Origin of the sequence: Ezakiella peruensis (genome assembly GCF_900215725.1) — a bacterium.
GTDB classification, from domain to species: Bacteria; Bacillota; Clostridia; order Tissierellales; family Peptoniphilaceae; genus Ezakiella; species Ezakiella peruensis.
Genome location: NZ_LT962470.1, coordinates 193,343 through 207,015, shown reverse-complemented (window position 1 = coordinate 207,015; position 13,673 = coordinate 193,343). Strand labels below are relative to the sequence as shown.

The 13,673-nt window shown below is 41.0% G+C and carries 7 protein-coding genes, 14 tRNA genes and 2 rRNA genes; 19 read left to right on the top strand and 4 right to left on the bottom strand.

Annotated features, from left to right (window positions below; all coding sequences use genetic code 11):
- The first annotated feature begins 180 nt into the window (after nt 1–180).
- The 19 genes from CUU59_RS06005 to CUU59_RS05915 all read left to right on the top strand — a co-directional run bounded on the left by CUU59_RS06005 (nt 181) and on the right by CUU59_RS05915 (nt 10,018).
- A 23S ribosomal RNA gene (locus CUU59_RS06005) occupies nt 181–3,058 on the top strand.
- 38 nt (nt 3,059–3,096) lie between these two features.
- Nucleotides 3,097–3,213 (top strand): 5S ribosomal RNA (gene rrf, locus CUU59_RS06000).
- A gap of 68 nt (nt 3,214–3,281) precedes the next feature.
- Nucleotides 3,282–3,356 (top strand) — tRNA-Asn (locus CUU59_RS05995).
- 5 nt (nt 3,357–3,361) lie between these two features.
- Nucleotides 3,362–3,449: transfer RNA gene (locus tag CUU59_RS05990), tRNA-Leu, on the top strand.
- 42 nt (nt 3,450–3,491) lie between these two features.
- Nucleotides 3,492–3,568: transfer RNA gene (locus tag CUU59_RS05985), tRNA-Met, on the top strand.
- Nucleotides 3,569–3,599: 31 nt separating this feature from the next.
- Nucleotides 3,600–3,674 (top strand) — tRNA-Glu (locus CUU59_RS05980).
- 29 nt (nt 3,675–3,703) lie between these two features.
- Nucleotides 3,704–3,779: transfer RNA gene (locus CUU59_RS05975), tRNA-Val, on the top strand.
- Nucleotides 3,780–3,847: 68 nt separating this feature from the next.
- Nucleotides 3,848–3,924, top strand: a tRNA-Asp gene (locus tag CUU59_RS05970).
- 14 nt (nt 3,925–3,938) lie between these two features.
- Nucleotides 3,939–4,014, top strand: a tRNA-Thr gene (locus CUU59_RS05965).
- 38 nt (nt 4,015–4,052) lie between these two features.
- A tRNA-Tyr gene (locus CUU59_RS05960) sits at nt 4,053–4,138 on the top strand.
- Between the two features lie 4 nt (nt 4,139–4,142).
- Nucleotides 4,143–4,219 (top strand) — tRNA-Gln (locus tag CUU59_RS05955).
- A gap of 5 nt (nt 4,220–4,224) precedes the next feature.
- Nucleotides 4,225–4,313, top strand: a tRNA-Ser gene (locus tag CUU59_RS05950).
- Nucleotides 4,314–4,514: 201 nt separating this feature from the next.
- A tRNA-Ser gene (locus CUU59_RS05945) sits at nt 4,515–4,609 on the top strand.
- Nucleotides 4,610–4,638: 29 nt separating this feature from the next.
- Nucleotides 4,639–4,714: transfer RNA gene (locus CUU59_RS05940), tRNA-Phe, on the top strand.
- A 656-nt stretch (nt 4,715–5,370) separates the two neighbouring features.
- Nucleotides 5,371–5,446 (top strand) — tRNA-Trp (locus tag CUU59_RS05935).
- A gap of 10 nt (nt 5,447–5,456) precedes the next feature.
- A tRNA-Ile gene (locus CUU59_RS05930) sits at nt 5,457–5,532 on the top strand.
- Nucleotides 5,533–5,673: 141 nt separating this feature from the next.
- On the top strand, nt 5,674–6,231 hold the full coding sequence (locus tag CUU59_RS05925; RefSeq protein WP_099951069.1) for a GNAT family N-acetyltransferase: 558 nt from the start codon (nt 5,674–5,676) through the stop codon (nt 6,229–6,231).
- 407 nt (nt 6,232–6,638) lie between these two features.
- Nucleotides 6,639–8,309 (top strand): ATP-binding cassette domain-containing protein, encoded by a 1,671-nt coding sequence (locus CUU59_RS05920; protein ID WP_099951068.1) that lies wholly within the window; start codon nt 6,639–6,641, stop codon nt 8,307–8,309.
- Nucleotides 8,306–10,018 (top strand): ATP-binding cassette domain-containing protein, encoded by a 1,713-nt coding sequence (locus CUU59_RS05915; protein WP_099951067.1) that lies wholly within the window; start codon nt 8,306–8,308, stop codon nt 10,016–10,018. Before CUU59_RS05920 ends, CUU59_RS05915 begins: the two co-directional genes overlap by 4 nt.
- Nucleotides 10,019–10,202: 184 nt before the next feature.
- Here CUU59_RS05915 and CUU59_RS05910 read toward each other — a convergent pair whose 3' ends face one another.
- From CUU59_RS05910 to CUU59_RS05895, 4 genes are read right to left on the bottom strand one after another with little or no spacing between them, the layout of a single operon-like run.
- A complete protein-coding gene (locus tag CUU59_RS05910; RefSeq protein WP_099951066.1) occupies nt 10,203–10,358 on the bottom strand; it encodes a FeoB-associated Cys-rich membrane protein in 156 nt (51 codons plus the stop codon).
- Between the two features lie 9 nt (nt 10,359–10,367).
- Entirely contained in the window at nt 10,368–12,485 is a 2,118-nt protein-coding gene (gene feoB / locus CUU59_RS05905) for a ferrous iron transport protein B (protein ID WP_099951065.1), read from the bottom strand.
- A complete protein-coding gene (locus tag CUU59_RS05900; RefSeq protein ID WP_099951064.1) occupies nt 12,475–12,723 on the bottom strand; it encodes a FeoA family protein in 249 nt (82 codons plus the stop codon). The genes feoB and CUU59_RS05900 overlap by 11 nt, the downstream gene beginning before the upstream one ends.
- 25 nt (nt 12,724–12,748) lie before the next feature.
- Nucleotides 12,749–12,973, bottom strand: a complete 225-nt coding sequence (locus tag CUU59_RS05895; RefSeq protein WP_245870566.1) for a FeoA family protein — start codon at nt 12,971–12,973, stop codon at nt 12,749–12,751.
- Nucleotides 12,974–13,673: the final 700 nt, after the last annotated feature.

Here is a 13,673-nt window from a genome sequence, read left to right as displayed (position 1 = left end):
TTATGCTCACAAACCGATATTGGTTGGAGGTAAGACCTCAATGTGAGCCAGATTAGAACCTTTAAAACTAAATACCATAGACGAAATAACAGACATTAGAAATCCAAGAAGCAATTTTAGTTGCGAACAAATTTTTAATAGACAATTTCAACGAATTAAACAAAGGACGAAATAAATTTAGGTCAAGTTACTAAGAGCGTAGGGCGGATGCCTTGGCACCTAGAGCCGAAGAAGGACGTGATAAGCTGCGAAAAGCTACGGAGAGCTGCAAATAAGCTACGACCCGTAGATATCCGAATGGGGAAACCCAGTTTAGCAAACCTAAACTATCCACTAGTGAATACATAGCTAGTGAGAAGGGAACCCGGAGAACTGAAACATCTAAGTACCCGGAGGAAAAGAAAGTAACAACGATTCCTTAAGTAGCGGCGAGCGAACGAGGACCAGCCTGCGAGGGCGCAAGAAAAGAGATAGTCGAATCGACTGGAAAGAGAATCAAAGAGGGTAAAAATCCCGTAGACGAAATCGAATGGAAGCAAACTCGCTTAACAAGTAGCATGAGACACGAGAAATCTTGTGTGAATATGGGAGGCCCACCTCCTAAGGCTAAATACTACTAGGTGACCGATAGAGGACAAGTACCGTGAGGGAAAGGTGAAAAGAACCCCGGAAGGGGAGTGAAATAGAATCTGAAACCCTATGTTTACAAGCAGCGAAAGCACGTTAAGAGTGCGATCGTGTACTTTTTGTAGAACGGGCCAGCGAGTTATTGTATATAGCGAGATTAAGGCATTAAGTGCCGTAGTCGGAGGGAAACCGAGTCTTAATAGGGCGGAAAGTTATATATAATAGACCCGAAACCGGGTGATCTATCCATGTGCAGAGTGAAGTATCGGTAAAACGATATGGAGGCTCGAACCGGGTAAGGTTTAAAACTTATCGGATGACGTGTGGATAGGGGTGAAAAGCCAAACGAACTCGGAGATAGCTGGTTCTCCTCGAAATAGCTTTAGGGCTAGCCTTTGAGAAAGTTTAATGGAGGTAGAGCACTGAATGGTCGCGGGGCATGTATATGTTACCAACACCTATCAAACTCCGAATGCCAAGAAAACAACTCAAGGAGTCAGACATGGAGGGATAAGCTCCCATGTCAAAAGGGAAAGAGCCCAGACCACCGACTAAGGTCCCAAAGTGTAGATTAAGTGGCAAAGGATGTGAAGTTACTTAGACAACCAGGATGTTGGCTTAGAAGCAGCCATACATTTAAAGAGTGCGTAATAGCTCACTGGTCAAGTGATTTTGCGCCAAAGATTTCCGGGGCTAAATCTAACACCGAAGTCGTGGACTTGATTAAATCAAGTGGTAGAGGAGCATTGTATGYGGGCAGAAGCAGTATCGTAAGGAACTGTGGACTGCATACAAGAGAGAATGCTGGCATGAGTAGCGAGAGGTGAGTGAGAATCTCACCCATCGAAAACCTAAGGATTCCTGGGCAAGGCTCGTCCCCCCAGGGTAAGTCGGGACCTAAGATCAGGCTGAAAAGCGTAGTCGATGGACAACTGGTTGAGATTCCAGTACTATCAATAGTCGCTATTAGAGAAGTGGTGACGCAGGAGGATTAACTTAACCGCACGGCAAGGAAAAGTGCGGCCAAATACCAAGCCAGAGAATGTAGGCAAATCCGCATTCTTATTTAAAGTAAGGTATGATGGGGATCGAAAAACAAGTAGAGAAGAAGACTAATTCACACTGCCAAGAAAACCCACTATCGAGACTAAAGATACCCGTACCGCAAACCGACACAGGTAGGAGAGGAGAGAATCCTAAGATGAGCGGAAGAACCTTTGTTAAGGAACTCGGCAAAATGACCCCGTAACTTCGGGAGAAGGGGAGCCAATAGGCTAACTATTGGCCGCAGTGAATAGGCCCAAGCGACTGTTTACCAAAAACACAAGTTTCTGCTAAGAAGCAATTCGAAGTATAGGAGCTGACACCTGCCCGGTGCTGGAAGGTTAAGGGAAAGGCTTAGCGCAAGCGAAGGCTAGAACTTAAGCCCCAGTAAACGGCGGCCGTAACTATAACGGTCCTAAGGTAGCGAAATTCCTCGTCGGGTAAGTTCCGACCCGCACGAAAGGTGTAACGATTTGGGCACTGTCTCAACAAAGGATCCGGTGAAATTGTAGTATGCGTGAAGATGCGCATTACCCGCGACAGGACGGAAAGACCCCATGGAGCTTTACTGTAGGCTGGCATTGGATTTCGGTAAAACATGTACAGGATAAGTGGGAGACTAAGAAACAAGGGCGTCAGTCTTTGTGGAGTCACCGGTGGGATACCACTCTTGTTTTACTGGAATTCTAACCTAGAACCGTAATCCGGTTCAGGGACACTGTCAGTTGGGCAGTTTGACTGGGGCGGTCGCCTCCTAAACAGTAACGGAGGCGCTCAAAGGTTCCCTCAGCACGGACGGAAATCGTGCAAAGAGTGCAAAGGCATAAGGGAGCTTAACTGCGAGACATACAGGTCGAGCAGATAGGAAACTAGGACTTAGTGATCCGGTGGTACCGAGTGGAAGGGCCATCGCTCAACGGATAAAAGCTACCCTGGGGATAACAGGCTTATACCCCCCAAGAGTTCACATCGACGGGGGTGTTTGGCACCTCGATGTCGGCTCGTCTCATCCTGGGGCTGAAGTAGGTCCCAAGGGTTGGGCTGTTCGCCCATTAAAGAGGCACGCGAGCTGGGTTCAGAACGTCGTGAGACAGTTCGGTCCCTATCCGTCGTGGGCGTAGGAAATTTGAAAGGAGCTGTCCTTAGTACGAGAGGACCGGGATGGACAAACCAATGGTGCACGAGTTGTCACGCCAGTGGCATAGCTCGGAAGCTAAGTTTGGACAGGATAAGAGCTGAAGGCATCTAAGCACGAAGCCCCCCTTAAGATAAGATTTCCCATCGTAAAGAATAAGGCAACTTGAAGAAAACGAGTTTGATAGGCAATTGGTGTAAGAGTAGTAATACTTTAAGCTAAGTTGTACTAATGWGCCGAAGACTTGACCAAATAAAGGTTARAGTAGCTATGGTATAGTTTTATAGGAGCGCGGTTTTACTAGCGTGAGGGCCCCACCTGTTCCCATGCCGAACACAGAAGTTAAGCCTCACAGCGCCGAAGGTACTCTGACGGCAGCGTCACGGGAGAATAGGTCAAAGCCGCACAGAAGAAATTAAAGAGGGACATTTGAATGCCCCTCTTTAATGTATTCTAAAGATAAGTATTTCACCCAGCTTGTGTAGCTCAACGGTAGAGCAACCGGCTGTTAACCGGTAGGCTGTAGGTTCGAGCCCTACCACAAGCGCCAATAATGCCGGGGTGGCGGAACAGGCAGACGCACAGGACTTAAAATCCTGCGGTGGTTAACACCGTACCGGTTCGATTCCGGTCCTCGGCACCAATGCTTATCTTCTATAATAAGCCTTGTGAGATCATCCATTATGGCGGCGTAGCTCAGTTGGCTAGAGCATTCGGTTCATACCCGAAGTGTCAGGAGTTCAAATCTCTTCGCCGCTACCAATTTTTTAATCTTATCCCGAAAGGATTTTGAGGCCCTATGGTCAAGCGGTTAAGACATCGCCCTTTCACGGCGGTATCCCGGGTTCGAATCCCGGTAGGGTCACCAATTTATTTATAAAATAAATACTATACTATGGGCGGTTAGCTCAGTTGGGAGAGCAYCTGCCTTACAAGCAGGGGGTCATAGGTTCGAGCCCTATACCGCCCACCATAGTTGATTCAAACTTGACAAAAAGATTAAATAATGATATCATAAAGTAGATGTAGATTTTGACCAAAGGCCCGGTAGTTCAGTTGGTTAGAATGCCAGCCTGTCACGCTGGAGGTCGACGGTTCGAGTCCGTTCCGGGTCGCCAATTTAATCATATATGCTGATGTAGCTCAATCGGTAGAGCAACTGACTTGTAATCAGTAGGTTGGGGGTTCAAGTCCTCTCATCAGCTCCATTTTAAATAGCTCTATCATCGGTAGAGCTCTTATTTTAGGAGGAGTACCCAAGTTGGCCAAAGGGGACGGACTGTAAATCCGTTAGCTTAGCTTTCAGTGGTTCAAATCCACTCTCCTCCACCAATATTGGGGTATAGCCAAGTCGGTAAGGCACCAGACTTTGACTCTGGCATTTCGTAGGTTCGAGTCCTGCTACCCCAGCCAATTTTGGAGAGGTACCGAAGCGGTCATAACGGGGCGGTCTTGAAAACCGTTTGGGTGTAAGCCCGCGTGGGTTCGAATCCCACCCTCTCCGCCAAATTAACGTTAAAATCGCGCCTAAGGCTTGTTTCAATAATCGTCTCACTGCGACGTAGGTCGACTACGACTCATTCGGCGATTATCTCAACTTCGCCTTATCCATCGATTTTATTAGTTATTTATCCTTTAAGAATTGTGTATTTTATATAATTCATTTCAGACAATTGTGTCGCAAGATTCACAAAATAATTTAAACCTTGGAGAAGTACTCAAGTCGGTTGAAGAGGTGCCCCTGCTAAGGGTATAGGTCGTGATTTTAGCGGCGCGAGGGTTCGAATCCCTCCTTCTCCGCCATTTACAATTTAATATATAATTTAACACTTGCCCAGATAGCTCAGTCGGTAGAGCAGTAGACTGAAAATCTACGTGTCGCTGGTTCGATTCCGGCTCTGGGCACCATTTATTTTTATCAAAATTTTTATATATAACTAGATTCGTATTTGCTGGGAAGCGACACGTAGTGTCGTGGTTTGGAGCAAGCAACGCGCAGCTCGCCCTAGAGCGCCGAACAATGTGAGGGAGGAGCGAGAGGGCTGCCTCGAAAGACGAAGTCTTGAGAGGATAGGCTCTGGTAAGGTATAGATAATCCTTTAGAAGCTTATAAAAATGGGTGAAGTAAAATCATATATAACTAGATCCGTATTTGCAGTGAAGCGATCGCGTTTGTCATGGTTTGGAGCAAGCAACGCGCAGCTCGGGTTTGAACGCCGAACGAAGTGAGGTATGTGTGAAAACCCCGTAAATTTGTGGTTAAATTTGCGACATTCACGCAGCTTAAATTTATTCCTCTCCTCGATGTACACTGAGCACACCTGCGTCGGTGAAAAATTTATCTGCTTCGAATCTCATCAAATTTCCCTCACAAATTTAGTGAAAAAACTTTTTGAATAGATTATGATCAGAAAACTTACCTCGCCACTTGGCATCGAGCCTGCGTGGGCGAGATGTCCACGATAAAGTGGACGCTACATGATTCTAAAAACATTCGGCTAATACTAGAATATAAAAGCCAAGAAATTAAATATAAAAACAAATAAATATTTTTTTAAACATGTAGGGGTATAGTTCAGTTGGTAGAACGTCGGTCTCCAAAACCGAATGTCGTGGGTTCGAGTCCTGCTACCCCTGCCATAATATATTGGGGCCTTTAGCTCAGCGGTTAGAGCGCCCGGCTCATAACCGGTCGGTCCTGGGTTCAAATCCCCGAAGGCCCACCATTTATTAAAACACCTAGTGAGGTGTTTTTTTAATAAGTAATTTGATTTTGAAAAGTAATTTGATTATGATAATTAATTTGATTTTTAAGAATAATTTTTGATTATTAAGAGCGATTTAATTTTGATAAGGAGGATGCTTTTATGAAATTTGCAAATAAAAATTTTGAATCTGAGAGATTAATTTTAAGGCCATGGACTATGGATGATGCAGAAGATTTTTTTGCATACGCTAGGGTTGAAGGAGTTGGCGAGATGGCTGGCTGGCCACATCACGAGACAATTGATCAGACCAAGGCAGTTTTACAAATGTTTATAAAGGCAGGCACTTGCTTGGCCATTGTTTATAAAGAGAATAACAAAGTTATTGGCTCAATTGATCTAAGGGATGAAGCTAATCCGATTGAATCCGATAAGGGCAAGAGAAATGCAAATATGGGCTGCGTTTTATCCAAGGATTATTGGGGCCAAGGGTTAATGCCAGAAGCTGCCAAAATTTTATTTGACTTTGTATTTGAAAATGACCTGGTTGATAACATCTATGCAGGCTACTTTGATCATAACCTTCAATCCAAACGCCTGCAAGAAAAACTTGGCTTTAAAAAAGTTGGGGAAATTGACAAAAAAACCGCAACTGGAAAAATCGAACATTTAATTGTAAATAAAATTTCCAAGGAAGAATGGCTGAGGTCAAGAGAGTAATTTGTTTACTTATAAAAGTCGCAGTTTTCTATGTGAGTTTATTTATTAAATTACAATTGTAAAATTTTTCTACAAATAATTTAATTGAATTATTAAAACAAAAATTTATTTTGAGAATATATCTATTTAAGGATTGCCGGTAGGCAGTCCTTTTTTTGACTAAAGCATTATTATATGCTATTATAAGTGTATATGATATTTTTTATATAATTTAATTTGATATTGTTAAAATTATTAAGTATAAAATTAGAAGCAGGCTTTATTTTATTGGAAATTAGCTTTGAAGCTTGCCAGTAAAATCATCTATAAGCAAAAAAGAAAATTATTGAAAAGCAAAAACAGAAAATATTTGATAAACAAATACAAAGAGATTTAAATTAAAACACAATTAAAAAACAGGGGGATTTATGAAGGAGAAAAGATTTAGGCTTTACAAATACATAATTTATGTCTTGCTAGGTCTATCGTCGATTTTGATGATTGGTTTTCGCAGGGATTTGATCAATGTTGGCATTGGCCAAGGCGCATTTTTTAAATATTTTATTCCCTTTATAATTGTAATCGCCCTTAGGCGGATTTTAATGATGATTGATAGAGCCAAGTCAAAGGTAAATTATAGCCTCCTCCAGGTAAAAAACGAAGAGGACTTGATAGATAAATGGACAAAAATTTCTATAGCCGATTTGGAAAATCCAGACAATAGAAATTTATATGAAGGGTGTTTGTCGGAGTCAAATTACAAGGAAAAGCTGATAGACAGTCAGGCTTTGATGATAAAAAATCTAATAATTATACTTGGAACCCTATTTATTTTATTTGCCTATAATAAACTTTTTGCTATCCTGCTTTTATCCCTAGTTGGCCTTTTAATAAGCATTGAAGCCTTTAGCCTTAAAAAAGCTGGGGATATCTGGATTTCTTATAGGTCTAATATGAGGAGGGCGAATTATTTTTCCAATGTCCTTATCAACAGCAAGTATTTAAGCGAGAGAAAAGTTTTTGCCACTAGCGAGTTTTTCAACCATAAATTTTCTGATGAATTTTCCTCAGCATCCAAAACTAACAAGGCTCTGGGCAGGGGCCGCTTTATACGCGATATGGCCTATGATTTGGGCTTTATTGGTCTAATTATCTTGTATATATTGACTTTTGCTAAACCAGATGTATCTGGCTTTAGCTTAGGATTATTCACATCGCTTTTTTATCAGCTGATTGAGGTTAAACTCACTGTAAGCGATTTGGTCTTAAATTTTTTTAACCATAAGTCAGCGGCCCTTGTAGAAAATAATTACAAGAAATTTTTTGACTTATCAGAAGAAAAGACTGGGTACAAGCCTTTGGACATTATAAAGTCCATAGAATTTAAGGACGTCCACTTCACCTATCCTCATTCAGACAAAGAGATTTTGTCAGGCCTTTCCTTTAAGATGGACCAGGGATCCTATGGACTTGTAGGCGAAAATGGGTCTGGTAAGTCAACTATAACCAAGCTTATGATGGGCTTATATGAGGTCACTTCTGGTCAGATTTTAATTAATAATCTGGATATTTCTGCTTACAAAAAATCCGATTTAAAAGATGCCATGGCCCTTGTCTTTCAAAGCTCTCACCATTATCCGGCCAGTCTTAAAGAAAACTTAGACTTCAAGGGAGGGCTAAAATACGATGAGGGCTTGGCGAAAGCTTTGGGCATAGACGAAATAATTTCTTCTTTGCCAAAGGGCAAGGACACGGACTTGTCTGCAATTTCAAAAGACGCCGTCAGCATGTCTGGAGGCCAGTGGCAGAGGCTAGGCATTATGAGGGCTCTAAACAAGGACACCAGCCTCTATATATTGGATGAGCCAAATGCTCTTTTGGATCCAATTTCTGAAGCGAAAATGTATGGCAAGTACCTGGAAATTTTGCATGGAAAAATCTCCCTCCTTATATCTCACAGGCTGGGGGCGACCAAGCTTATGGATGATATTATAGTCTTGAAGGATGGTAAAATTTACGCCAAGGGCAGCCATGAGGATTTGATGCAAACGCCTTATTATAGAGATTTATACAATACTCAAAAGGAGATGTACTTATGAAAAACGCAGGCAAATCTATTAAAATAATTTTAAAAGCTTCGCCCTATGACTTTTTTATGATGGTAATCTCCTTGCTAATAAAATTTACGGGACCCATTCTATACACTTATTCCATGATGGAGCTTTTTAAGGTCTTTCCAAATATTATAAACGGTCAAGCGGTCGATATTAAACGCATATTAATCTTTGCCCTTGCCTTATTTATAGGCAGCTGGCACAATATTTTTTATATGCGCTTTTACTCAACCTTTGTCAGCATGCCAAGGTTGGAGAGAAAATTAAAGATTTTAATTCATGAAAAAGTCGCCAGGATTTCCAGTGAAAATCTTTTAAATCCCATGTCTGACATGAGGGCCCACAGGGCGATTTTTGCTGGAACCAACCTATTCCGCCTGGCACAAACCACCATGGAGCTTATTTTCACATGTTTATCTGGCCTGTCTCTTGTATTTATCTTGACCTCTATAAATGTTTATATAGGCATCGGGCTTGTGATTGCCCTTGTGCCAACTGTAATTTCCCAGGTCTACGAGACCAAGCTTAAGGTAAAAAATCGGGATAGAAAGCTAGAAATTTCTCGTATAAAAAAACTTGACCAGGAGGCTATAAGTGGCAACCCACAATTTATTGAGTCCAGGACCAACTATGCCGATGAATTTTTCTTGGATAAATACCGAGACCAAGGTCAGGCCTATAAGGATATGGTCAAGGATGAGGAGGCAGGTATATTTAAAATGTCCTTAGGGCTATTTCCATTAAATCTATATGCCGATGCCTCGGCTCTGGCTATAAATGCTTATTTGCTGGCCATTAGGAAAATTACTTTTGCAGGCTTTGGTGGATCATTGGCGGCTTTTAATAACTTAAAAGGTCAAGTCCTGGCTATTTTATCCCTGGTAAATTATGGCAGGCAGTTTGACGCCATGGTCCAACCCTATTTTGAATTTATGAATATGGGTGAGAGGCTTGGAAGTTTAGAAAAGCCAGATGGAGATATCGAATTTAAAAATATGTCCTTTAAATATCCCAATGCCAAGGACTATGCTTTAAAAAATATTAATCTTAGAATAAAGCCTGGCGAAAAAATTGCCATTGTCGGTATAAATGGGTCGGGCAAGACAACCTTGGTCCGCCTTTTGACAGGTGAACTCCTGCCTACTGAGGGCCAGGTGACCTATGGTGGAAGGTCTACTAGGGATATCAGAGAAAAAGATATGTATGATTGGACTAGCCAAGTCAATCAGTTCTTCGCTTCCTATGCCATGACTTTAAGGGAGAACATAGCCTTTGATACAGAGATTATATATAGCGAGGACCAGGTGAAAGAATTTTTAAAAGATGACAATCTATCCATGGATGGCCAGATGACCAGAGATTTCGGCGGCCGAGAAATGTCCGGCGGCCAGTGGCAGAGAGTGGCGATCTTACGTGGATTTAACAAGCCTGCTGACCTAATAACCTTGGACGAACCCACATCGGCTATTGACCCCTTAAATGAAAAAGAAATTTATGATTTTTTCTACGAAAACTCCCAGGATAAGACAGAAGTTATAGTCACCCACAGGCTGGGGGCAATCAAATATGTGGATAGGATTATAGTTATGCGGGATGGGGAAATCGTTGAAGACGGAGATTTTGAAAGTCTAATTAAAAGCAATGGCGATTTTGCCGAGATCTACGGGTCGCAGGTTGAAATGTTTGCTGAATAAAAATGCGAGGAGTAATTAAGAATTTTTTTGAATTGATTTTATCTTAGCAAGTCCTTGCAAGAATATTTGCTTGACAAATTATAACTAAGGAAGTTTTTTATATAAGTATTTCAAAACTAAATAAGGCAAAAAACAAGGGACTTATGCTTACCATTAGCACAAGTCCCTTTTAAATACTATGAAATTAACATTTTCCTTTTTTGCTCTTTTCGCACTGATCATGCATGGGACAAGACCCACACCCACAAGGAGTTTTGTGGGCTTTTTTATTTTTGATTATCTTCCATATTGCAAGGCCTGCAATTATGGCAACTGCTCCTAATACTATTAAATCTCCCATGTCTTCCTCCTAGTTTTTGTATTTTGATGGTCTAAAGATCAGGTAGAGGTAGATAGCGAGCACGACTCCAGCGATGGCTGTGCCGATATTGGCTGGTGCTCCGTCTATCAAAACTCTGCCGAATTGGTAGACCATAAAGGATATTGTGTAGGAGAAGAGCAGGATATAGGATACGGCGAACCAGGTCCATTTTTTGCTGTTCATTTCTTGCTTGAGGGCACCAACTGCTGCGAAGCAAGGGATGGTGAATTGGTTGAAGAGCATGTATGAGAGCATGCTTGCAGTTGTGAAGTAACCAGCAACAAATTTTGATAGGCTGGCTGAGTCTGGATCAACTTCGCCCAATTTTGCCAGGACACCAAAGGTTGATACAACCATTTCCTTGGCCACAAGTCCCATTACAGAAGCAACAGCGGCTATCCAGTCGCCAAAGCCAAGTGGCTTAAAGATCCATTCGATTTTCTTACCGATAAATGCCAAGATTGAGTCGACGTCGCCTTCTCCAAATGGAACGAATTCAAAGTTAACTGTGATATTTGTAGTTAGCCAGATAAAGATAGCTGATAGTAGGATAATGGTACCAGCTTTTACTATAAAGGCTTTGACCCTTTCCCAGGTTGAGCGCAAAACGTTGGAAGGACTTGGCAAGTGGTATTCAGGTAGCTCCATAATAAAGGGGGCTGGGTCTCCGTGGAAGATCTTGGTTTTCTTTAGAATTAAACCTGTAACAATTACTGCTAAAATTCCTGCAAAATACCAGATAGGTCCAAACCACCATGCGCCGCCCCAGATAGCTGCAAACATTGCAATAATATCTGTCTTGGCTCCGCAAGGCATCATGGATGCAACGGTGATAGTCATACGTCTGTCGTTGTCGTTTTCAATGGTCCTAGTGGCAATAATTCCTGGAACTGAGCAACCAGTACCAACTAAAATTGGGATAAAGGACTTGCCTGATAGGCCGAATTTTCTAAAAACCCTGTCCAAGATAAAGGCAATTCTTGCCATGTAGCCGATGTCTTCAAGAATAGCTATAAATAAAAACAGGGTTGCAATAACTGGTAAAAACCCAAGTACTGCTGATACACCGGCAAAGATACCGTCCATAACAAGCGAGTGGACGATTTCAGAAGTGCCGAGCTTGGTAAGAATATTATCTAAAAATCCGCCAATGTATTCGCCAAAGAAAACATCGTTAGTCCAGTCGGTTACTTCTCCGCCTACAATTGAAATAGCTACATAATAAACGCCCATCATAATGAGGACAAAAATCGGAATAGATAGCCACCTGTTGGTGATGACCTTGTCGACCTTGTCAGATGTGGACAGGCCTGAACGACCTTTTTTTACCGCTTTTTCAGTTAGGGCAGTTACATAATTGTATCTTTCGTCAGTTACAATGCCTTCAGCATCGTCGTCGAAAAACTTTTCTGCCTCAGCTCTGATTGCATCTGCAGTTTTTATTTCGTCTGGGCTCAGACCTAATTCTTCTATAATTTTTTCGTCGTTTTCAAAGACCTTAACTGCCATCCATCTTTGGTAAGCAGATTTTTCTAGGCTAGGAATTTCTTTTTCCAAGCGACTAATATAGGCTTCCAAATCGGAAGAGAAAATCTTTTTATTGACTTGGTGTTGGCTTTTGCCTGCTTCTTCCTTGGCAACAGCAATCAGCTTATCCAGATTTTCGTTCTTGAGGGCGGAAATTTCAACAACCCTACAGTTGAGTTCGGATTCAATTTTTTTAATATCAATCTTGTCCTTGTTTTTCCTAACCACGTCCATCATGTTGAGGGCGATGACCAGGGGAATTCCAAGTTCAAAGAGTTGGGTAGATAAATACAAATTTCTTTCGATATTTGAAGCGTCCACTACATTTATAATAGCGTCAGGCTTTCCATTTACCAAAAAGTCCCTGGATACAACCTCCTCCATAGTGTAGGGGGACAGGGAGTAAATACCAGGCAAGTCAGTAAAGTTGACCTCTGTGTCTTTTCTGTATTTACCAGTTTTTTTCTCAACAGTAACGCCTGGCCAGTTGCCGACGTATTGGTGACTGCCGGTTAGGGCATTAAACAAAGTGGTCTTACCACTGTTTGGATTGCCAGCTAGGGCGATATTAATTGACATGTGCGCCTCCTTGGATTTCTTCAACTTCAATTATCTCCGCCTCGTCTTTTCTCAGACTTAGCTCGTAATTTCTCAAGTTAATTTGAATGGGATCGCCCAGTGGGGCAACTTTTCTGACAAAAAGTTCAGAATTTTTGGTTAAACCCATGTCCATTATCCGCTTTCTGACAGGCCCGGCCCCATGGATCTTTAAAACCCTGTAGGACTTGCCGACCTCTGCTTGTCTAAGTGTTTTCATATTTCCTCCTTATATTTAAACATATTTAAACGAAAATATTTCGAGCAATTTTTTCATCAATGGCCATCTTGGAATCCTTAATCTTGACGATAAGATTTCCAGACGCCTCAGTAAGTACATCAATTTTGGCACCCGTCACAAAACCTAGATTTGTAAGGTGGCGAATTTCTTTTTCGTTGCCAATCTTCTTGTAGTTAATCTTAACAATATTTAAAGACTCGCCCCGGGGCGCAAGTAATAAGTTTATCAATTAAGCCTCCTCATTAAAAATAATTCTCAATACCGTACTGCTTATTATACAACAAAAAAAGTTAGATATCAACAACTTTTAGCGAAAATTTGAAAAAAATTATCAATTATTTTTTACTTTTGAAATTTCAATCGATTAAAAACGAGAAAAAAATAATGGATAGACTACGAATTATAAAGGCTTAAGAGCAATTTTCATTTTAGAATCCTGAGCCCTTAAATCTTTAATTATAAAGAGCTTTTTTAATTTTAAAATCCAAGGGCTGGCATTTTGATTTTGAAAAAATATTATATTTTCAAAATGACTGGGCTTGTATTTTTAATTTTAAAATGTATTTTTAAATTTAAGATAAAGCTTGACACAATCGCAAATTTTAAAAAAATTTATTTTTGAAAATTAGGGGCTGGATGATTTTTAATTGAAAAAACTTTGCGTATTTAGAGTGTGCTAACTTTTTGATTTAAGATAAAAAAAGACGGAAGCAATTGAAAACAAGTCAACATCTTTTTCTTGAGTGGAAAAAGTTAAAAGCTGATGGAAACTAAGCGATATTTTTTGATCGACAATAATTTATATAGAATCTCTGTAACTCTCAGCATAGATATTTTCATTTTATTAATATTAAGAATTTTTTAAAGATGAGTTTACACAAGTTCATTGAAAGGAATTATCAATTGCCTGTCTGGATGTTTTTATCATA

What these genes read in the sequence shown, in the direction of transcription:
- CUU59_RS05925 (WP_099951069.1), top strand. Translation starts at nt 5,674, where the DNA reads ATGAAATTTGCAAATAAAAATTTTGAATCTGAGAGATTAATTTTAAGG.
- CUU59_RS05920 (WP_099951068.1), top strand. Translation starts at nt 6,639, where the DNA reads ATGAAGGAGAAAAGATTTAGGCTTTACAAATACATAATTTATGTCTTG.
- CUU59_RS05915 (WP_099951067.1), top strand. Translation starts at nt 8,306, where the DNA reads ATGAAAAACGCAGGCAAATCTATTAAAATAATTTTAAAAGCTTCGCCC.
- CUU59_RS05910 (WP_099951066.1), bottom strand. Translation starts at nt 10,358, where the DNA reads ATGGGAGATTTAATAGTATTAGGAGCAGTTGCCATAATTGCAGGCCTT.
- feoB (WP_099951065.1), bottom strand. Translation starts at nt 12,485, where the DNA reads ATGTCAATTAATATCGCCCTAGCTGGCAATCCAAACAGTGGTAAGACC.
- CUU59_RS05900 (WP_099951064.1), bottom strand. Translation starts at nt 12,723, where the DNA reads ATGAAAACACTTAGACAAGCAGAGGTCGGCAAGTCCTACAGGGTTTTA.